The organism is Methylobacterium sp. WL7 (genome assembly GCF_008040085.1).
Taxonomy (GTDB): Bacteria; Pseudomonadota; Alphaproteobacteria; order Rhizobiales; family Beijerinckiaceae; genus Methylobacterium; species Methylobacterium mesophilicum.
This window is the reverse complement of record NZ_VRVG01000035.1, coordinates 1-17122: the sequence shown is the minus strand read 5'-3', so window position 1 is coordinate 17122 and position 17122 is coordinate 1. Positions and strand designations below refer to the sequence as shown.

General features: G+C 71.8%; 23 protein-coding genes and 1 tRNA gene. 14 read left to right on the top strand and 10 right to left on the bottom strand.

Annotation, left to right across the window (positions count from 1 at the left end; translation table 11 throughout):
* Positions 1–112: 112 nt before the first annotated feature.
* Positions 113–490, bottom strand: a complete 378-nt coding sequence (locus FV233_RS30260) for a hypothetical protein (protein ID WP_187278093.1) — start codon at positions 488–490, stop codon at positions 113–115.
* A 143-nt stretch (positions 491–633) separates the two neighbouring features.
* Here FV233_RS30260 and FV233_RS11785 point away from each other — a divergent pair, with 143 nt between their 5' ends.
* Complete coding sequence (locus FV233_RS11785; protein ID WP_147856984.1) at positions 634–1407, top strand: Crp/Fnr family transcriptional regulator; 774 nt, start codon at positions 634–636, stop codon at positions 1405–1407.
* Between the two features lie 162 nt (positions 1408–1569).
* On the opposite strand, the gene cynS is transcribed toward FV233_RS11785, so the two are convergent.
* Positions 1570–2058: a cyanase gene (gene cynS / locus FV233_RS11780; protein ID WP_147856983.1), complete on the bottom strand. Its 489-nt coding sequence runs from the start codon at positions 2056–2058 to the stop codon at positions 1570–1572.
* A gap of 382 nt (positions 2059–2440) precedes the next feature.
* Here cynS and tsaE point away from each other — a divergent pair, with 382 nt between their 5' ends.
* From tsaE to FV233_RS11765, 3 genes are all read left to right on the top strand, one after another.
* Complete coding sequence (gene tsaE / locus FV233_RS11775; RefSeq protein ID WP_147897580.1) at positions 2441–4018, top strand: tRNA (adenosine(37)-N6)-threonylcarbamoyltransferase complex ATPase subunit type 1 TsaE; 1578 nt, start codon at positions 2441–2443, stop codon at positions 4016–4018.
* 193 nt (positions 4019–4211) lie between these two features.
* On the top strand, positions 4212–4952 hold the full coding sequence (locus tag FV233_RS11770) for a nucleotidyltransferase family protein (protein WP_147856962.1): 741 nt from the start codon (positions 4212–4214) through the stop codon (positions 4950–4952).
* A gap of 114 nt (positions 4953–5066) precedes the next feature.
* Positions 5067–5143 (top strand) — tRNA-Arg (locus FV233_RS11765).
* A 167-nt stretch (positions 5144–5310) separates the two neighbouring features.
* Here the strand turns inward: FV233_RS11765 and FV233_RS11760 are convergent.
* The gene (locus FV233_RS11760) at positions 5311–6687 is read right to left on the bottom strand and encodes an SAF domain-containing protein (protein ID WP_147897579.1); all 1377 of its coding nucleotides are present in this window, start codon (positions 6685–6687) and stop codon (positions 5311–5313) included.
* Between the two features lie 207 nt (positions 6688–6894).
* Entirely contained in the window at positions 6895–7800 is a 906-nt protein-coding gene (locus FV233_RS11755; RefSeq protein ID WP_147897578.1) for a LysR substrate-binding domain-containing protein, read from the bottom strand.
* Between the two features lie 212 nt (positions 7801–8012).
* Here FV233_RS11755 and FV233_RS11750 point away from each other — a divergent pair, with 212 nt between their 5' ends.
* The 4 genes from FV233_RS11750 (at position 8013) to FV233_RS30250 (ending at position 9705) form a co-directional block, all read left to right on the top strand.
* Positions 8013–8876: a class II aldolase/adducin family protein gene (locus FV233_RS11750; RefSeq protein ID WP_147897577.1), complete on the top strand. Its 864-nt coding sequence runs from the start codon at positions 8013–8015 to the stop codon at positions 8874–8876.
* Between the two features lie 175 nt (positions 8877–9051).
* Positions 9052–9210, top strand: coding sequence for a hypothetical protein (locus tag FV233_RS30255; RefSeq protein WP_187278092.1), 159 nt, complete (start codon positions 9052–9054; stop codon positions 9208–9210).
* Positions 9211–9331: 121 nt separating this feature from the next.
* The gene (locus tag FV233_RS11745; protein WP_147856408.1) at positions 9332–9565 is read left to right on the top strand and encodes a hypothetical protein; all 234 of its coding nucleotides are present in this window, start codon (positions 9332–9334) and stop codon (positions 9563–9565) included.
* A complete protein-coding gene (locus FV233_RS30250; protein ID WP_187277845.1) occupies positions 9565–9705 on the top strand; it encodes a hypothetical protein in 141 nt (46 codons plus the stop codon). The genes FV233_RS11745 and FV233_RS30250 overlap by 1 nt, the downstream gene beginning before the upstream one ends.
* Before the next feature lie 126 nt (positions 9706–9831).
* On the opposite strand, the gene FV233_RS11740 is transcribed toward FV233_RS30250, so the two are convergent.
* The 5 genes from FV233_RS11740 to FV233_RS11720 all read right to left on the bottom strand — a co-directional run bounded on the left by FV233_RS11740 (position 9832) and on the right by FV233_RS11720 (position 12227).
* Positions 9832–10068 (bottom strand): hypothetical protein, encoded by a 237-nt coding sequence (locus FV233_RS11740; RefSeq protein ID WP_147856405.1) that lies wholly within the window; start codon positions 10066–10068, stop codon positions 9832–9834.
* Between the two features lie 140 nt (positions 10069–10208).
* Positions 10209–10457, bottom strand: a complete 249-nt coding sequence (locus FV233_RS11735; RefSeq protein WP_147856404.1) for a hypothetical protein — start codon at positions 10455–10457, stop codon at positions 10209–10211.
* A 134-nt stretch (positions 10458–10591) separates the two neighbouring features.
* Positions 10592–11554: a transaldolase gene (gene tal / locus FV233_RS11730; RefSeq protein ID WP_147856403.1), complete on the bottom strand. Its 963-nt coding sequence runs from the start codon at positions 11552–11554 to the stop codon at positions 10592–10594.
* A 152-nt stretch (positions 11555–11706) separates the two neighbouring features.
* Entirely contained in the window at positions 11707–11937 is a 231-nt protein-coding gene (locus tag FV233_RS11725; protein WP_147857362.1) for a hypothetical protein, read from the bottom strand.
* Positions 11934–12227, bottom strand: a complete 294-nt coding sequence (locus FV233_RS11720; RefSeq protein ID WP_147857363.1) for a hypothetical protein — start codon at positions 12225–12227, stop codon at positions 11934–11936. Before FV233_RS11720 ends, FV233_RS11725 begins: the two co-directional genes overlap by 4 nt.
* Before the next feature lie 547 nt (positions 12228–12774).
* Here FV233_RS11720 and FV233_RS11715 point away from each other — a divergent pair.
* From FV233_RS11715 to FV233_RS11690, 6 genes are all read left to right on the top strand, one after another.
* On the top strand, positions 12775–12933 hold the full coding sequence (locus FV233_RS11715) for a CsbD family protein (protein ID WP_147857364.1): 159 nt from the start codon (positions 12775–12777) through the stop codon (positions 12931–12933).
* Positions 12934–13004: 71 nt separating this feature from the next.
* Entirely contained in the window at positions 13005–13373 is a 369-nt protein-coding gene (locus FV233_RS11710; RefSeq protein WP_147857365.1) for a CsbD family protein, read from the top strand.
* A 46-nt stretch (positions 13374–13419) separates the two neighbouring features.
* Positions 13420–14343: a PhnA-like protein gene (locus FV233_RS11705; RefSeq protein WP_147897576.1), complete on the top strand. Its 924-nt coding sequence runs from the start codon at positions 13420–13422 to the stop codon at positions 14341–14343.
* 87 nt (positions 14344–14430) lie between these two features.
* A complete protein-coding gene (locus FV233_RS11700) occupies positions 14431–14634 on the top strand; it encodes a CsbD family protein (RefSeq protein WP_147858018.1) in 204 nt (67 codons plus the stop codon).
* A 64-nt stretch (positions 14635–14698) separates the two neighbouring features.
* Positions 14699–15082 carry a CsbD family protein gene (locus FV233_RS11695; protein WP_147897575.1) on the top strand — a complete coding sequence of 128 codons (384 nt, stop codon included), beginning with the start codon at positions 14699–14701 and terminating at the stop codon, positions 15080–15082.
* Positions 15083–15219: 137 nt separating this feature from the next.
* Positions 15220–16659: a TAXI family TRAP transporter solute-binding subunit gene (locus tag FV233_RS11690; protein WP_147897574.1), complete on the top strand. Its 1440-nt coding sequence runs from the start codon at positions 15220–15222 to the stop codon at positions 16657–16659.
* Between the two features lie 21 nt (positions 16660–16680).
* Here FV233_RS11690 and FV233_RS11685 read toward each other — a convergent pair.
* On the bottom strand, positions 16681–17122 hold a 442-nt coding region (locus FV233_RS11685), incomplete at its 5' end, for a hypothetical protein (protein ID WP_246689964.1).

The following is a 17122-nucleotide window of genomic DNA, read 5'->3' as shown; positions in this document are numbered from 1 at the left end:
CGGCGCGGCGGACGGCGTCGGCATGGTCCGGGGCGGCGGGAACGGGGTCTCACGGAGAGATGTCGTGGCGCGCGTCCGTCACCGGGTCAAGCCGCGCTCACGATGTCCCGCCTCACGATGGCCCCCGCGCGCGGGCCGCGCGGGCCAGGATCTCGCGGGCCCGCTGCGCGGTCGCCCGCGCCGCGCCGATCGCGTCCGCGACCTCCTGCGACAGCCGGCGCGCCCGGGTGGTCTGGTTCGGCCGGATCTGCCGCCGCGGGTCGCGCAGCCGCTCGGCGAAGGGGATCTCCATCAGGATCTCGCCGGCCTCGTTCGTGATCACGAACGCGTACGGCATCGGGCTCAGGCCCTCGCGGATGAGGTCGATCGCCATGTCGGGAATCGACGCGCAAGCTTCGAGATAGGCGGTCTCGATATTCGGCATCGTCAGCCCGTCTTCGTCGGGGTCGAGGCCGGCGGGCGTACGCACATGAAAGTAGAACAGGGGCACGGGCGCCTCACGAATGCGGCTGCGCCGTTCGGGCGGACCTTCTCGCTCATAACGCCGGCCGATACAATTCGGTACTACATGCGTTAAGACAGGTTTGAACCGCGTCCATGGGCGCGGGTTAACCTGTGATGCGGAGGCTGCCGATGCCCAACCCTCTCATCGCAAAGCTCGAGCAGTTCACGCACCTGTCGGACGACGACCGGGCGGCGCTGCAGAACCTGGTCGCCGAGCCGCTGCGTTGCTACCGGCCGGGAACCGACATCGTGTCCGAGGGCGACGACCCGAAGGTCGTGCGCCTTGTCCTGGCCGGCTGGGCCTACCGCTACAAGCAATTGCCCGACGGGCGCCGCCAGGTGGTGGCCCTGTTCCTGCCCGGCGACCTGTGCGACCACACCGTCTTCGTCTTGTCCGAGATGGATCATTCGATCGGCGCGCTCGGTGCCGTGACCCTGGTCGAGATCCAGCCCGCGACCTTCGAGACGTTGATGGCCGACCATCCCCGCGTGACGCGGGCGCTGTGGTGGGAAGGGCTGGTGAGCGCGGCGGTGCAGCGCGAGTGGATGCTGAACCTCGGCCGCCGCAGCGCGGGTGAGCGGCTGGCCCACGTGTTCTGCGAGGTGTTCTACCGCCTGCGCGGCATCGGGCTGACCCAGGGCACCACCTGCGACATGCCCCTGACGCAGACCGACCTCGCCGACCTGATCGGCATGACGCCGGTGCACGTCAACCGGGTGCTGCAGATGCTGCGCCGGCAGAGGCTGGTCGAGCTGAAGGGCCGCCGCCTGACCATCCCGGACCTGCCGACCCTGGAGAAGGCCGCGCTGTTCAACCCGAACTACCTGCACCTCGACCATGTCGGCGCCCGCTTCGACGCCGTGGGACAGCACCCGGCCGCCGCGGCGCGGTACGGGGCCTGACCGACGAGCGCTCTCCGCGCTCCGTCGCCCTGGAGCGCTCGCCGCCGACCTGGATACCGGTTCGGCGCAAGCGTGGGCGTCGAATCGAGGACCGAGAGCCGTTCCCGGTCGCGCCGTGATCGGGAACGGCTCTGGAATGCGGGGATCGGGGAGGGCCTCCGCTCAGCCCTCCTTGAACCCGTATTCCGGCGTGTCGTCGTCGTTGCCGTAATACTTGTACGGCAGGAACTTGCCCGACATCGTCAGCTTCACCCGGTCGCCCTTGTTGTTCGCCTCCCGGGCCATCTCCATGTTGAAGTCGATCGCCGACATGATGCCGTCGCCGAACTCCTCCTGGATCAGCTCCTTGAAGGTCGTGCCGTAGACCATCACCAACTCGTAGAAGCGGTAGATCAGCGGGTCGGTGGGCGGCATCGCCGGGATCGAGCCCCGGTAGGGCGCCTCGTTGAGCATCCGCTCCTCGGCGACCGTCAGGCCGAACAGCTCGGCCGCCCGCTTGGCCTGGGCCTTGGGCAGCTTCATCTGGCCCATGCAGGCCGCCGTGATCAGGAACGGCGAGAGGCCGCCGATCGCCTCGTGGATATGGGCCCAGCTCCAGCCCTTCTCGCGTTTGATGTCGAGGAGCTTCTCGGTCAGGTCGGCGCGCTTCATGTCGGCTCCGTGTTCATGCGTTTGGCTGGTCCGGGTGAGGCCGCCGGTGGAGGGCGGCCTCACCCCACCCCGGGCGGGGTGCGTACCCGGCCCGGAACCGATGAGGGGGGGATTCGGTCGGGGCCTGATGCGGGACGCGGTCCGCGGCCTCGGCTGGGCCTAAACGCGCGGAACCCGCGCAATAGCAAGACATGCGCCAGCCAATTCTTCGCGGATACCGCCCGGCGCGCCGCGCCGGATCGCCGGGACGCGACGCATCGGGGCATTGGGCAAGCGTGGTTTCGATGCACCGGCCCGGCCGGAAGCGCGCCGCGGGAGGCGGAAACGCTTGCATCCGCGGCCTGTTTTCGGACCATGCGCCCTTGGGTCTCGGAGGCGGGCTTTGGACGGGGACGATCGGGACGGACAGACGGCGGGCGCATCGGCGCCGCCGGCCCCCTGGGAATTCGTGCTGCCGGAGGAGACGGCCACGGAGGATCTCGGCCTGTTCCTGTCCGAGTTCCTGTGCCCCGGCGACGTCGTGGCGCTCTCGGGCGGCCTGGGCGGCGGCAAGACCACCCTGGCCCGGGCGGTGATCCGCGAACTGGCCGGCGACCCGCGCCTGGAGGTGCCGAGCCCGACCTTCACGCTGATCCAGCCCTACACGGCCCGCGACGGCCGGGCGATCGTCCACGCCGACCTCTACCGCCTGCGCGACCCCGACGAACTGGTGGAGCTCGGCTTCGAGGAGATGGCCGAGGACGCCATCACGCTGGTGGAGTGGCCCGACCGGATGCCCCCCCGCGACGGCCCGGTGCTCACCGTCGACCTGTCGCTCCGGGCCGAGTTCGGCCCCGAGGCCCGCCTCGCCCGGATCGACGGCAGCGGCGGCATGCGTGCCCGGCTCGACCGGGCCCGGGCGGTGCGCCGGCTCCTCGACCGCAGCGGCTGGGACCTGGCCGAGCGCACCCTGATGCAGGGCGACGCCTCGTCCCGCGCCTACGAGCGCCTGACCAAGCCCGACGGCACCAGCGCCGTGCTGATGATCGCCCCGCCCCGTCCCGACGGCCCGGCGGTGCGCGACGGCAAACCCTACAGCGCGATCGTGCACCTGGCCGAGAGCGTCCACGCCTTCGTGGCCCTCGACCGCGGCCTGCGGGCCCTGGGCTTCTCGGCGCCGAAGATCTACGGCGAGGACCTGGCCGAGGGCCTGCTGATCCTCGAGGATCTCGGCAGCGAGCCGGTGGTCGAGGCCGGGGCGCCGCGGCCCGAGCGCTACGCCGAGGCGGTGCGCCTGCTCGCCAAGCTCCACGCCACGCCGCTGCCGGCGGTGCTGCCGGTGGCGGACGGCATCGAGCACGTCCTGCCCGTCTACGACGAGGCGGCTCTGCTGTTCGAGGCGGAGCTGATGCCCGAATGGTACGTCCCGGCGATCCGGAACGCCGCGCTCTCGGACGACGCCCGGGCCGAGTTCGTGGCCCTGTGGCGCGCGGCCCTGCAGAACGCGCGACCCGACCGCGCCACCTGGACCCTGCGCGACTACCACTCGCCGAACCTGATCTGGCTGCCCGAGCGCGACGGGCTGGAGCGGGTCGGGCTGATCGACTTCCAGGACGCCGTGATGGGCCATCCGGCCTACGACGTCGCCTCGCTGCTGCAGGATGCCCGCGTCGACACCAGCGCCGAATTCGAGCTGCGGCTTCTGGGCCTCTACGCCCGCGAGCGCCGGGGCCGCGACCCGGCCTTCGATGTCGGGGCCTTCGCCACGGCGTACGCGCTGCTGGCCGCCCAGCGCGCCACCAAGATCCTCGGGATCTTCGCCCGGCTCGACCGGCGCGACGGCAAGCCCGGCTACCTCGCCCACCTGCCGCGGATCGAGGGCTATCTCACCCGCAACCTCGCCCACCCGGCGCTGGCCGAGCTGCGGGCCTGGCATGCGGCGCACCTGCCGGGCCTGGTCGGCTCCGATGCCGAGTCCTAGGACGCATGCCGAGCGGTCCCGGGTCACGGGCGAAAGGAACGGGAATCCAAAGGGCCCGGGGCCCCTTGGCAGGGTTCGGGACAGCGTCCCGAGGCTCTCGGGGCTTCGCCGACTGCAGGGCTCTGCCCTGCACCCGCAAAAGGTCGAAGACCTTTTGAAACCATGATCATCAACGCCTGATCCGGATCCCCGCATGAGCGAGCCCGCCCCCGCCGTCACCCGTGCGTTCGTGCTGGCCGCGGGCCTGGGCAAGCGCATGCGGCCGGTCACCGCCACGGTGCCGAAACCCCTGGTGGAGGTGGCCGGCAAGGCGCTCCTCGACCACGCCCTCGACCGCGCCGCCGAGGCCGGCATCGAGACCGCGATCGTCAACGTCCACTACCTGCCCGACCTGATCGAGGGGCATCTCGCCCGCCGGACGGAGGGACCCGCCATCCAGGTCTCGGACGAGCGCGCCGCGCTCCTGGAGACCGGCGGCGGCATCCGCAAGGCGCTGCCGCTGCTGGGCGACGCGCCGTTCGTGGTGCTGAACTCGGATTCGTTCTGGCTCGAGGGGCCGGCGCCCAACCTCCGCCGGCTGATCGACGCCTGGGATCCGGAGCGCATGGACGCCCTGCTGCTGGTCGCCCCCACCGCCACCAGCCTGGGCTACGACGGCGCCGGGGATTTCGTCATGGACGCGGACGGCCGCCTGGAGCGCCGCGGCGAGCGCGAGGTCGCCCCGTTCATCTATGCGGGCGTGGCGATCCTGCAGCCCGGCCTCTTCGCCGACACGCCCGACGGCGCCTTCTCGCTCAACCTGCTGTTCGACCGGGCGATCGCGGCCGGACGCCTGTCCGGCATGCGCCTCGACGGCCAGTGGCTCCACGTCGGCACCCCGGACGCGATCCGCGCCGCCGAGGAGCGCGTCCGGGCGAGCGCCCGCGCCCCGTAGCGCCGGCCGTTCCGCATTCGGCAGATCGGTCTTGCCAAACGGTCTTGCCAAGCCGGATCCGAGCCTCTAGAAGCCCCTTCACACCGGCGGGCCAAGCCCCCGCCGCCGTGACAGGCGCCCGTAGCTCAGCTGGATAGAGCACCAGACTACGAATCTGGGGGTCAGAGGTTCGAATCCTTTCGGGCGCGCCATTACTACAAATCACTGAGCGGATGCCGGGGCACAGCCCTGTCCCGCTGACGACCAGCAGCCCACCTTTGGATCGAGCACAGCGCGCCCGCAGGAACGTCGCGCGATCCCGTGCCTGTACGCGCCTGAGGCGCCCAGCCGCGCGGAAGCGGCCGGGCCTGTCCGTTGGTCAGGCGACCCGTTGTGACGGGGCGGCCAGGCCCAGTTCCGTGCGGAACACGGCTTCCATCTCGCGCCGGATGCGGATGGCCTGGTGGCTCGCGTCGTAGGCGACGTCGCTCCAGCGGACCGCACGGCCGGCCGGGATGTCGTTGGTCAGGACGAGGTTGTGCGCCAGACCGATCGGCAGGGCGTCCTGCCGCAGGGAATCGGCCGCCGGCATCAGCGTGCCGTAGACCGTGAAGCCGCCTTCGCCGTCGAGGCGCTCGCCGGCCTTCAGGGTGCGCTTGGCGGTGGCCGCCACGTCGCCGTGCCAGGCCCCGGTGGCGCCGGTGGCTTCGCCCCGCACCGCGATGGACGCCACCGAGATCCCGAGTTCCAGGCCGATCAGGTGATAGGGCTTGTAGGTGGCGGCGTAGCGGCCGCTGGCGTCGGTCTTCAGCCCGTATTGCACGAAGCATTCCTGCACGTAGCGGCTCGGTGCCTCGAACACCGCGAAGACGCCCCAGCGCAGGTCGCGGAACACCGGGCGCCCGTCCCGCTCCAGGGACGACACCACCTCGACCGTGCCGCGCTCGGTCAGGATCCCGCCATCGGCCACCGGACGCAGGAGCGTGGGCAGGTCGTCGACCCCGCAGGCCGGGAAGGCCAGGCCGTCGCGCGGCGGGGTCAGCCCGCAGGCGTTGGCCACCGCGGCCATCTCCAGGGCCGACTTGGTGCCGTCCAGGAAGGCGTTGAACATCTGCGCGTTGAAGTCGCCCCCCGCGACCTGCTCGGCGCTGAAGCCGTAATGCCCCCAGACCGTGTCGGGGGTGGAGGCGTGGTAGGCCGGCAGGTACTTCGTGCCCTTGCCGGCGCAGACCACCTCCAGGCCGATCGTGCGCGCCCAGTCGACCAGTTCGGCGATGAGCGCCGGCTGGTCGCCGGAGGCCATGGAGTAGATCACGCCGGCCTCGGCGGCGCGGCGGGCGAGCAGCGGCCCGGCGAGCACGTCGGCCTCGACGTTGACCATCACGATGTGCTTGGCCTGTTCGCAGGCCTTGAGGGCGTGGTGGATGCCGGCGGCGGGGCTGCCGGTGGCGTCGATCACGATGTCCACGAACGGGCTGGCGATCAGGGCGTCGGCATCGTCGCCGACCCAGGTCGCGCCGGTCCGCGCGGCCTCCTCCAGGGTCGGGGCCGCGAAGCGGGCCTCGTCCCAGCCCACCCGGCGCAGGGCCTGGCGCGCCCGCTCCGGCGACAGGTCGGCCACGGCGGTCAGGTGGATGCCGGGCGTCCGAGGCGCCTGCGACAGGTACATGGAGCCGAACTTGCCGGCGCCGATCAGGCCGACGCGGACGGGGCGCCCCTCGCTGGCGCGATGCTGCAGCTTGGCGAACATGGACATGGCGTTCTCTCCCTGCGTGTCGCGCGGTCGGTCGAACCTCGGGGTCCGTTCCCGCCGCGTCGGCACGGTGTCGTCAGCCCGGAATTATCATGCGCCTCGGTGCCTGCCCATGCGGCGCCCGGCGGATCACCGTCGGCGACGCCTTCGGGACGGCGCGAGCGCATCGTCATGGTCTGAAAGCCGGCGCCCACCTTTCGGACCGATGCTTTAGCCGGCGGCGCGGCCCTCCTGCTCCTGCTCCAGGAGCCATCGGCGGAACGCCCGGATCTTCTCCAGATCCCGGTCCCGGGCACGGGTGCAGATGAAGTGGAGGTCCCGGTACAGGCTCTTCAGACGGCCTTCGCCGAGCCGCACCAGCTGCGCGGCGCCGAGTTCGGCCTGGGCGAACCGCAGGCTCTCCAGCGCCACCCCGAGTCCCTGGACCGCGGCGGAGATCACCAGGGCGCCGCGATCGAACGCCGCCCCGGGCGCCGAGGCCGGCGTCGGCAGGCCGTTCAGGGCGAACCAGTCCGGCCAGCGCACCGGGCTGAACGACGAGTCCAGCCGCGGGATGCGCGCGACCGTGGCGGCCTCGATCGGCCCGAGCGCCCGGGCGAGATCCGGCGTGCACAGGGCCGCGATCTCCTCCCGGCCCAGCGCCTCGACCGTCAATCCTGGCCCGGCCGGGGGGCGGCCATAGGCGATCAGGATGTCGATCTCCTCGTGCCGGGCGAGGTCGACCGGCTCGGCGCCGCTGGAGAGGCGGATGCCGATGCCGGGATGCGCCTCCACGAAGGAGGGCAGCCGGGGCCCGAGCCACTTCGCGGCGAAGCTCGGCGTGCAATGCACCGCCAGCGACGAGGGCGGCGGCGGGCTCAGCTCGGCGCAGAGCGCCTCGATGGCGTCGAAGGCCTGGGCGAGGCCCGCGCACAGGCGCTCGCCGTCGGCGGTCAGGATGGCCCGGCGGTTGGCGCGTCGGAACAGGGCGCGCCCGAGGGTGCGCTCCAGCGCACGGACCTGATGGCTCACCGCCGAGGGCGTCAGGTGCAGCTCCTCGCTCGCCCGGGCGAAGCTGCCGAGGCGCGCGGCGGCCTCGAAGGCCCGCAGGGCGGGAAAACTCGGGATCCGCCGCATGCTGCCATCCGTGAACCGGATTCACGGAAATCGTGAAAAATCGTCGTTTGTCAACGACGGAGAGCGGCACGATAGTGCCGATCAGTTTGCGAAGACGGCCAAAGGCGACGGGGCGGCGGGAATACACCGCCGTTCGGCATGGCCCCGCGCCGCCGGGCTCGAGGCGTGGCGGGCGGCCCGCATTCCGGCTTCACCCGACGAGAGGACATGCCATGCTCGACGACCACGCCCATGACAGCGCTGTCGCCATCGACCTGCCCGACGACAGCGCCGGCCGGAAGCGGACCTCGATCTACCAGCCCGAGCAGGCGGGCCTGATCTTTCCGGAGATGCCGGACTTCACCAGCCACGCCGAGGCGCGGGAATACCGCAAGCAGCACCTCGTGGCGGCCTGCCGGGCCTTCGCGATGCACGGCTTCGATTACGGCTTCGCCGGGCACCTCACGATCCGCGATCCCGAGCGCCCGGAGCTGTACTGGACCAACCCGATGTGCGTGCACTTCTCGCAGGTGCGGATGTCGAACCTGATCCTGGCCGACCACAAGGGCGACGTGGTCGAGGGGCGCTACGCGATCAACCGCGCCGGCTTCGTGCTCCACGCCGCCGTGCACGACGAGCATCCCGACGTGCTGGCGATGTGCCACGCGCACACGACCTACGGCACCGCCTGGTGCGCCACCGGCCGGCCGCTGGACATGATCAGCCAGGATGCGGCCGCCTTCTACGACAGCCACGCGGTGATCGGCGCCTCGGCCGGGGCGGTCGCGGTCGAGAAGGCGAGCGGCCTCTCGGTGGCCCAGCAGATCGGCCGCAACCGCGGGGTGCTGCACCAGAACCATGGCCTGCTCACCTGCAGTCGCCACAGCATCGACGACGCGGCGTTCTGGTTCATCGCCCTGGAGCGGGCCTGCAAGCAGCAGCTGCTGGTCGAGGCGACCGGTATCAAGCCGCAGCTCCTGTCGGAGAAGACCGCCCGCTACAGCCGCGAGCATGTCGGCAGCGACTATATCGGCTGGCTGCACTTCCAGACGCTCTACAGCCACATCGCCGCGACGCAGCCCGACATGTTCGACTGAAGCGTTCGCTGGTGCGAAGCCGGCCGCGGCTGCGGGGCCGCTTGTCGAGGGTCGGCCGCAAAGCCGGCCCTTCCGCCGTCGACACGAGATTTGCCTGTCGACAACCTGCGGGGCCCGCAACCTTTCGGGTTCGGGAAGGGTCGTCTCCGCGTCGCGGTTCGACCGGGAGGCCGGCATGATGGGATTGGGCGTGTTCTGCGTGGTGGCCGGCACGGGCCTGGCCGCCGCATCCCTGTGGGCGCCGCGCTACCGCGCCTTGCTCGAAGGGATGGGGGGCTGCCTGTTCCTGGCCGGGCTGGGCTTCGCCGGGGCGGATCTGGCGCTCGCATCCTGATCCATGGCGATGAGCCGAACCAATGCAAGGGGTTTTCAGGGCATGGGGTTGCCAAGCTTGGCCATATAGGCCAGCTTGTACGTAAGTAATGCATCCCGATTGGAACTGCCCAGGAGTGCCAATGCTGGTCAATCACGAGCGCCGCCTGCTCAATAAGGCCGCCGGCTCCGGCAACTCTCGGATCTCCATTCAGCGAAAGCCGAACGCATCCTGGCCCGGCGATCACAGCCGGCTCACGGCCCTCGCGAGTGTCGGCCATCTGGAGCAGGTCGCGGTCGGCGACGGGCTCGCAACCTGGCAGATCACCGCGAGCGGGTTGACGCAGCTTCAGGCGTTCGTCGGCGGGGACGCGTGATGGCCTCGATCAAGATCCGCGCGACCGACGACGGCACCTTCGTGGTCTATCGCAACGGTGCGGCGGTCGCCTCCGGGTTGACCCGCCTCCAGGCCGAACGCTGCGCGTCGGTCCTCGGCTGGATCGCCCCGCAGGCCTGAGCGGGCGCGGCGGTAAGGCCCCGTTAACCTTGTCGCCCTACCCCGGTTGCACCAGCCGATCGCTGGCCTTCCACGCCCATCCGATTTCGCCCCTCAACACGGATGGGCGTGGAAGCCGAATTCCGGTCAGAGCGCGCGCGCGTAGCCCGGGCGCAGGTCGATGGCCTGCGCGGTCGCCTGCGAAAGGCGAACCTCGGTCAGCGTGACCTCGGCCCCATCCTTCACGGCCTCCCGCACGATCTTGACCCCGCTGTCGGGATCGTCCGCGATCACGGCGTAGAACACCGTCAGCAGGCAGTCCGGGGTGTCCTCGTCCCGGCGGGCGACCTTCACGATGAAGGCGGTTTGGTTCGGCTCGATCATAGCAGGCGTTCAGATCCGTCCTGGCCGCACGACAGGCGGCCGTCGCCGGGGGCGGTATCGCGCCTCGGCGAGAGAAGAGGTACCCCGATCGGGACCCGCCGCCCAGCCCGCATGGGCCGGCGCCGGCGGTCGCCGCACCGTCAGGCGGCGGTCAGGCGCTTGGTGTTGGAGGCGACGTGCTCGCGGTAGCGGGCGATGACCGTCTCGGGCGAGCCGCCCAGCATGAGCGTCGTCATGGCCTCGCCGGCGGCCTCGACCTTCTCGGTCACCATGGATTGCGCCTCGGCCATCCCCGCGCTGCCGCCCCAGGCAAGGCGCACCAGGCGCAGCTCGACCACGCGCTGGGCCTCGATCGCCAGCATCATCCACGAGAAGATGGGATTGTACACGGCTCACTCCTAACCGCGACCGATGCGGCGAGGATTAAACTCGGCGCTCGCCCGGAACGATCCACCGGCGGAACGCGGGTCCGACCCGCGTTCCGGGCCGGGCCGCACCGCGCTTCGTTGGATCCGCGTTCAGGTCACCCCCGCGCCAGCCGTTCGCGGATGAGGGTGTGGAGCGCGCGCAGGTCGCTGCCGAACTGCCGGATGCCCTCGGCGAGCTTTTCCGTGGCCATGGCGCTCTCGTTCATCTCCCAGCGGAACGAGAACTCGTCCGTCGCGGGCGCCTCGGGCGGCGTGCCGTAGGACTCGGGCGACAGGGCGCGGGGGAGATCGCCCTCCGTCGCGGCCAGCTCCTCCAGCAGCTTCGGCGAGATGGTCAGCCGGTCGCAGCCCGCGAGCGCCTGGATCTGGCCGATGGTACGGAACGAGGCGCCCATCACGACGGTCTCGATCCCGCGCGCCTTGTAGGCGGCGTAGATCGCCCGCACCGACCGGACGCCGGGATCCTCCTCGGCCGTGAAGGTCTTCCCCTCGGCCTTGGCGTACCAGTCGGTGATCCGCCCGACGAAGGGCGAGATCAGGAACACCCCGGCATCCGCGCAGGCCATGGCCTGGACCAGGGAGAACAGCAGGGTCAGGTTGCAGTCGACGCCCTCGCGCTGGAGCACGCGGGCCGCCTGGATGCCCTCCCAGGTCGAGGCGATCTTGATCAGCACCCGGTCGCGCGAGACGCCGCGCTCGTCGTAGGCGCGGATGATCGCCCGGGCCTTCTCCAGCGTCCGCTCGGTGTTGAAGGAGAGATTGGCGTCGACCTCGGTGGAGACGCGCCCCGGCACCAGCTTGGTCAGCTCGACGCCCACCGATACGGCGAGCCGGTCGGCCACCGCCTGGACGACATCCTCGGTCTCGCCGCCCTGCTTCCTGCCCCAGGCCACCGCCTCGTCAACGATCGGGGCGAGGCCCTCCATCCCGGCGGCCTTCAGCAGCAGCGACGGATTGGTGGTGCAGTCGATCGGCTTGAGCGTCTCGATGGCGCCGATGTCGCCGGTATCGGCGACCACCACGGTCATGGTGCGGAGTTGATCGAGCAGCGATGTCATCGTTCACCTCGTCGTTTGGCACGGCCGACGGTCCCGGGCCGGGGCTCGCGGCCGAAGGGCCGTGGCGCGCATCGTCCGGCGGGGGCCGCGTCGACGCCGCCGGTGCGAGTCCGGTCCCGTCCCGGCCGGCTTCGTACCACACCGGTCCGGGATCAGCCGACCGCCCGCCAGTCGCGCAGTGACAGGGACCACGCCTGTGCCTCGTGGTAGGCCACGGCCATGCGGCCGTGACTGACGATCTTGGCCAGCATGACCGTGTCGCCCAGCGCCGTGATCCGGATCACCGTCGGGCCGTAGCCGGCGTCGCCGACCAGGCAGGTCCCGACGCCCCAACCCTGCTCGCGGCAGATCTCCGCCGCGCACCGGTGGTCGTGACGGGTCACGGATTGGCGCTGCGGGTCGCCGGCTGCGGATAGGAGGGGTTGCCGCCCGGGACCGCGCTGCTGTTGGACGGTGAGGTCGTGCCGCCCGTGCCGTTCTCGCTGCCGGTGATCTGCTTGCGCGAGGCGTCCTGGCTCTTGCTGGCGTAATCCGGCGGGGAGTTGGCGCCCTGCCAGGTCATCAGCCCGGCAAGCGCCGCGGCCATGAGGGCCACGCTGACGATCAAGACATACAGCGCGGGCTTGCCGCGCTTGCCCTGCCGGCCGTCCTGACCGGAGAGTTGTTCTGCCATCTCTGAACCTCGTTGCGCCGCCGATGCGGCTATCGGGGAGCAACAGGCCGCCCGCCGGATGGGTCCGCCCCTGTGGCTTTATGCGCCGCCCGGGGTGGTCCGGCCGGTTCGAGCCGTCCCGCGGTGACGGCCGGTGGCGGAGGGCCGCGGCACGCCGTGTCACGGGGGCGGGCCGGCCTCGGAGCCGATCCGATGCATTGGAATGCGGCGCGCCGGACATTGCCCCTGGTCGATAACAACCGCGTCAGTGATGCAGGCATACCAGTAAAAACAACGCAGGTGAGGGAACCTGCTTGTGCGCAACCCGTTTGTGCCCCGCTGCCGACAGGGCAGGGACGAGCGAGCGGGAGCGGAACGGATCGCGGAACAGACATCGCCGGGCAACCGATCGTGGTGCCGCACCATTTCGTAGGACCGGCTTAGCCGGACGTCGCGAAAATCCCAGTCAATACTTTCGCAGGAGCAGTATATTTATACCATTGATTGCGCGGTTACGGAGCGCAACTGGTGGTCGGTCCCGGGTTTCCTCGAACGCGGCAGGGCGCCCATGGCCGACCGAGAGAAAATACTGTCCCCCGGGCATCTCAAGGCCTCGGTCAAGGAGGCCATCGGCAAGCTCGCCGGCGATGCCCAGGTCGAGGCCGAGGGCCGCCGGCAGAAGCGTGCGGCCCGGCCTCCGAAACAGGCCGAGCCGGGTACCGACTGACACAGGTTTCCAACCGGCGACCCTCCCGGGCGCCATCCCCCGAAACACACCCACCATCACCGGAGAACGACATGGTCGACATCGACAGGATCACGGGCGCCGCCAAGGACCTCGGCGGCAAGGTGCAGGGCGCCGTCGGCGACCTCACCGGCTCGAAGAGCGACTCGGTCGAGGGCCGGTTCCGCGAAGCGAGCGGGCAGGCCGAGAACCTCTACGGCCAGGCCAAGGACACGGTGCGGCACGCGGCCGGCCAGGCCTCCAGCTACGCCGATGACGCCGCCGACTACGCCGAGGACGCCTACGAGCGCGGCGGGCACTACCTGCGCCGGGGCACCCGCGAGGTGAGCCATCAGGTCGCCGAGTACCCGCTCGCCTCCCTGCTGGTGGCCGGCCTGGTCGGCTTCGGCCTCGGCCTCCTCGTCAGCGCCAGCCGCGACTGACCCGCAGATCTCACTTCCACGACGACCGACGACCCGGAGTAGCAGCGTGACCACGATCCAGACCACCGTCCCACCCCTCGCCAGCCAGGCACAGGCCGACAGCCGCGCCGTCCTGCTCAACCAGGTGTCCTGGGGCGCCATCTTCGCCGGCGCCACCACGGCCCTGGTCACCCAGGTGATCCTCAACCTGGTCGGCGCCGGCGTGGGGCTCTCGTCCTTCGGCCCCGTGGCCGCCGACAACCCGGCCGCCTCGACCGCCTCGATCGGCGCGGGCGTCTGGTTCGTCGCCTCGGGCATCGTCGCCTCGCTGATCGGCGGCGCCATCGCCGGGCGCCTGTCCGGCAAGCCGCTCGCCGGGACGGCGGGCCTGCACGGCCTGGTGTCCTGGGCGGTGACCACCCTGGTGGTGCTGTACCTGCTGACCTCGGCGGTGGGCGGCCTCGTCGGCGGCGCGTTCAGCGGCGTGACCAGCACCCTGGGCGGGGCCGGCTCGCTCGTCGGCGGCACCGTGCAGACGGCCGCCCAGGCCGCCGCGCCGTCGCTGTCCAAGATCACGAACCCGCTCGACGGGATCGAGAGCACGGTCCGCCAGCAGGCCGCCGGCCAGGATCCGCAGGCCGCCCGTGACGCCGCCGTCGCCGCCGTGAAGGCGCTGTTCACCGGCGACCCGAGCCAGAAGGCCCAGGCCGAGGCCCGCGCCGCCGAGGCGCTGGCCAAGGCCCAGAACATCCCGGTCGACCAGGCCAAGCAGCAGATCCAGGACTACGAGAAGCAGTACGACCAGGCGGTCGCCACCGCCAAGCAGAAGGCCGAGGCCGCGGCCGTCGCGGCCAAGTCCGCCGCCACGCAGGGCGCCTTCTACGCCGCCCTGGCGCTGATCCTCGGCGCGCTGGCCGCCTTCTTCGGCGGCCGCCTCGGCGCCCCGAAGGCCGAGACCCTGGTCGGCGCCTACGACGCCCGCCGCGCCTGATCCCCATCGGTCCCCGCCACGCGGCGGGGACCTCCCCCGACCGGCACGAGCCGGCCATCCGCGCAGCAACCCGCAAGGAGACGTTCGATGAGCAGCACCACCGACAAGATCAAGGGCCTGGCCAACGAGGCCGTCGGCAACGTCAAGCAGGCCGCCGGCAACGTGACCGGCAACGACAAGCTCGTGGCCGAGGGCAAGGCCCAGGAGCTCAAGGGCGAAGCGCAGAAGACCGTCGGCGACGCCAAGGACGGCGCCAAGACCCTCGCCGACAAGATCACCGGCAAGCACTGAGCCCGGGCGGCGGGGCCGGCCAGCCCGGTCCCGCCCCGATCAACCGCGAAACCAGGAGAGCAGCATGAACCGCGACCAGATCCGTGGCGCCTCCCGCCACGTCAAGGGCCGGGCCCAGTCCACCCTCGGCGGCATCACCGGCGATCCGGCCCGCCAGGTGCGCGGCGCCGTGAACCAGGTGGCCGGCGGGGCGCAATACGCCTACGGCCGCGCCCGCGACCGGGCCGAGGATCTCGCCGAGGACGGCCGCGACCTGGCGCATGCCGCCTACGAGCGGGCCGACGGCCTGATCGACGACGGCCGCCACCTCGCCCGCGAAGCCCGCCGCCGCGGGGAAGTCTACGGCCGCCAGGCGGTCCGCTACGCCGACGGCAACCGCACCAGCACGCTGCTCGGCCTCGCAGCCCTGGCCTTCGCGGCCGGCTGGCTCACCCGCCGCGGCCGCTGACGGCGCGCCCGATCCGGACACGTGGGACGCGTCCTTCCGCACCCGTTGGGCGTTCGGAGAGACTCGGCCCCTGACATCGCCCGGCCTCCCCGAGGGGCCGGGCGCCGTCCTGTTGAGGCCCCGGGAGGGCGCGGCCGATGAGGCGGTTCGGAAAGCTTCTCCTGCGCCCGGAGGTCGTCTTCCTGGCGCTCGCCATCGGGCTCGGGCTCGCCGCCGCGGTGGCCTACTGGGCCTCGCGCGCCACGGTGCTGACGGTCGCGGTCGCCCCGAGCGACGGCACCGAGCCGGCGGTGATCCAGGCCTATGCCGACGCCCTTGCGAAGCGGCACAAGGAGATCCGCCTCAAGATCCTGCCCTTCGACGACGTGCGCGACAGCGCCGAGGCGCTCCGCGACGGCCGCGCCGACCTGGCGGTGGTCCGCCCCGACGTCGCGCTGCCGGATAACGGCCTGACCCTCGCCATCCTGCGCGATCAGGCGATGATCATCGCCTCGCCCGAGGCGTCCGGCATCACCAAGTTCCCCGATCTCGACCGCAAGCGCCTCGCGATCCTCGCCCACCGGGATGCCGACGAGACGCTGATCCGGTCGATGCTGGCCCATTACGGCCTGACGCTGGCCGGCCGGGACATCACGGGACCGCCGCCGCCTCGGCAGGTCGCCCTCGTGGAAGTCGGCGAGGCCGACCTCACCAATGCCCTGACCGGCAAGCAGGTCGACGCCGTCGTCTCGGTGATCGCCCCCACGGCCCCGACGGCGCAGCGCATCGTGGAGCGCGTCCAGGCGGCGAGCCGCAGCCGCAAGGTCGCGTTCGTGGACGTGGAGAATGCCGACGCCATCGTGGCCCGGATGCCGCGCCTCCAGATGGTCAGCATGCCGGCCGAGACCTTCGGGGGCAGCCCCAAGGTGCCCGAGGCGGACGTCCACACGGTCGGGGCGTCCTACCGGCTGATGGCGCGCTCCAGCCTGCCCCGCTCCGTGGCGGCGGACGTGACCCAGCATCTGTTCGAGTTGCGCAGCGGCATGGCGAACGTCGCGCCCGCCGCCGACTACGTCCAGGCTCCCGCCTACGAGAGCACGGCCGGGGCCACCAGCGCGCGGCTGCCGATCCATCCGGGCGCGGTCGACTATTTCGAGCGCGAGCAGCAGAGTTTCATCGAGCGCTACGAGACCTGGATCTACCTCGTCGCCTTCCTGGGCGGCGGCATCGGATCGGCCTTCGCGTGGGTCGGGCAGCGCCTGTCCCGCCTGCGGCGCGAGCGGATCGAGGAGGCGACCGACCGGCTCCTGGCGATCCGGCAGGAGGTCCAGGACACGGAGGGGAGCGGCCGTACCGAGCCCGAGCGCCTCGCCGCTCTGGCCCGCGAGATCGACGACCTCGCCGGCGACATCGCCAAGCACGCCCTGGAGCGGCCGACCGAGGCCAGGACCCTGTCGGCGGCCGCCATCGCGATCGACGCGGCCCGCTCCACGGTCAAGCGCGCCCTCGCGGCCGGCCGCCAATCGGACGACGCCTCCGACCTCGCAGGCCAAACCCTCATTTGCCAGACCTTGGCCTCGGGCCCCGGGACGTCCTGATCCCCCGGGGGATTGCGGGCTTCAGGGCGCGGTCCGGCGGGCCCGCGCGGCGGCCCATTCCCGGTCGCGCTCGGCCTGCTCGGCGCGCTGAAGGTCGGCGTAGGCCTCCTGCTCGGCCCGTTCCCGTTTCCGCTTGAGTTCGGCCGAGGCGGCCGCCCGCTTCTTCCATGCTTCCGTCTCGGCCTTCTGGCGCCGCAACTCCTCGACCGTGATCGGCTTGACCGGCTCCTTCGGCTGCGCCCACGCGAAGGGCCGCCGCGGAGAGGGCGGCGGCCGGTGCGGCGCCTCCCGGGGCGCCGAGGGCTGGGACCCGCGCAGGGCCGCGGCCGCCTCGGCCAGCGTCAGGCCGGCGCCGGCCGCGATCCGCTCGGCGGGGGCCCCCCCCCCCCCCCCCACCCCCCCCCGGGCGCCCCCGGGCCCCCCGGGGGGGGCCCTGGCGGGACGGGCGCCCGCCGGCCCGGGG

Coding starts and splice junctions, on each gene's coding strand:
- FV233_RS11785 (WP_147856984.1), top strand. CDS start 634: ATGCCCAACCCTCTCATCGCAAAGCTCGAGCAGTTCACGCACCTGTCG.
- cynS (WP_147856983.1), bottom strand. CDS start 2,058: ATGAAGCGCGCCGACCTGACCGAGAAGCTCCTCGACATCAAACGCGAG.
- FV233_RS11770 (WP_147856962.1), top strand. CDS start 4,212: ATGAGCGAGCCCGCCCCCGCCGTCACCCGTGCGTTCGTGCTGGCCGCG.
- FV233_RS11760 (WP_147897579.1), bottom strand. CDS start 6,687: ATGTCCATGTTCGCCAAGCTGCAGCATCGCGCCAGCGAGGGGCGCCCC.
- FV233_RS11755 (WP_147897578.1), bottom strand. CDS start 7,800: ATGCGGCGGATCCCGAGTTTTCCCGCCCTGCGGGCCTTCGAGGCCGCC.
- FV233_RS11750 (WP_147897577.1), top strand. CDS start 8,013: ATGCTCGACGACCACGCCCATGACAGCGCTGTCGCCATCGACCTGCCC.
- FV233_RS30255 (WP_187278092.1), top strand. CDS start 9,052: ATGATGGGATTGGGCGTGTTCTGCGTGGTGGCCGGCACGGGCCTGGCC.
- FV233_RS11745 (WP_147856408.1), top strand. CDS start 9,332: ATGCTGGTCAATCACGAGCGCCGCCTGCTCAATAAGGCCGCCGGCTCC.
- FV233_RS30250 (WP_187277845.1), top strand. CDS start 9,565: ATGGCCTCGATCAAGATCCGCGCGACCGACGACGGCACCTTCGTGGTC.
- FV233_RS11740 (WP_147856405.1), bottom strand. CDS start 10,068: ATGATCGAGCCGAACCAAACCGCCTTCATCGTGAAGGTCGCCCGCCGG.
- tal (WP_147856403.1), bottom strand. CDS start 11,554: ATGACATCGCTGCTCGATCAACTCCGCACCATGACCGTGGTGGTCGCC.
- FV233_RS11720 (WP_147857363.1), bottom strand. CDS start 12,227: ATGGCAGAACAACTCTCCGGTCAGGACGGCCGGCAGGGCAAGCGCGGC.
- FV233_RS11715 (WP_147857364.1), top strand. CDS start 12,775: ATGGCCGACCGAGAGAAAATACTGTCCCCCGGGCATCTCAAGGCCTCG.
- FV233_RS11710 (WP_147857365.1), top strand. CDS start 13,005: ATGGTCGACATCGACAGGATCACGGGCGCCGCCAAGGACCTCGGCGGC.
- FV233_RS11700 (WP_147858018.1), top strand. CDS start 14,431: ATGAGCAGCACCACCGACAAGATCAAGGGCCTGGCCAACGAGGCCGTC.
- FV233_RS11695 (WP_147897575.1), top strand. CDS start 14,699: ATGAACCGCGACCAGATCCGTGGCGCCTCCCGCCACGTCAAGGGCCGG.
- FV233_RS11690 (WP_147897574.1), top strand. CDS start 15,220: ATGAGGCGGTTCGGAAAGCTTCTCCTGCGCCCGGAGGTCGTCTTCCTG.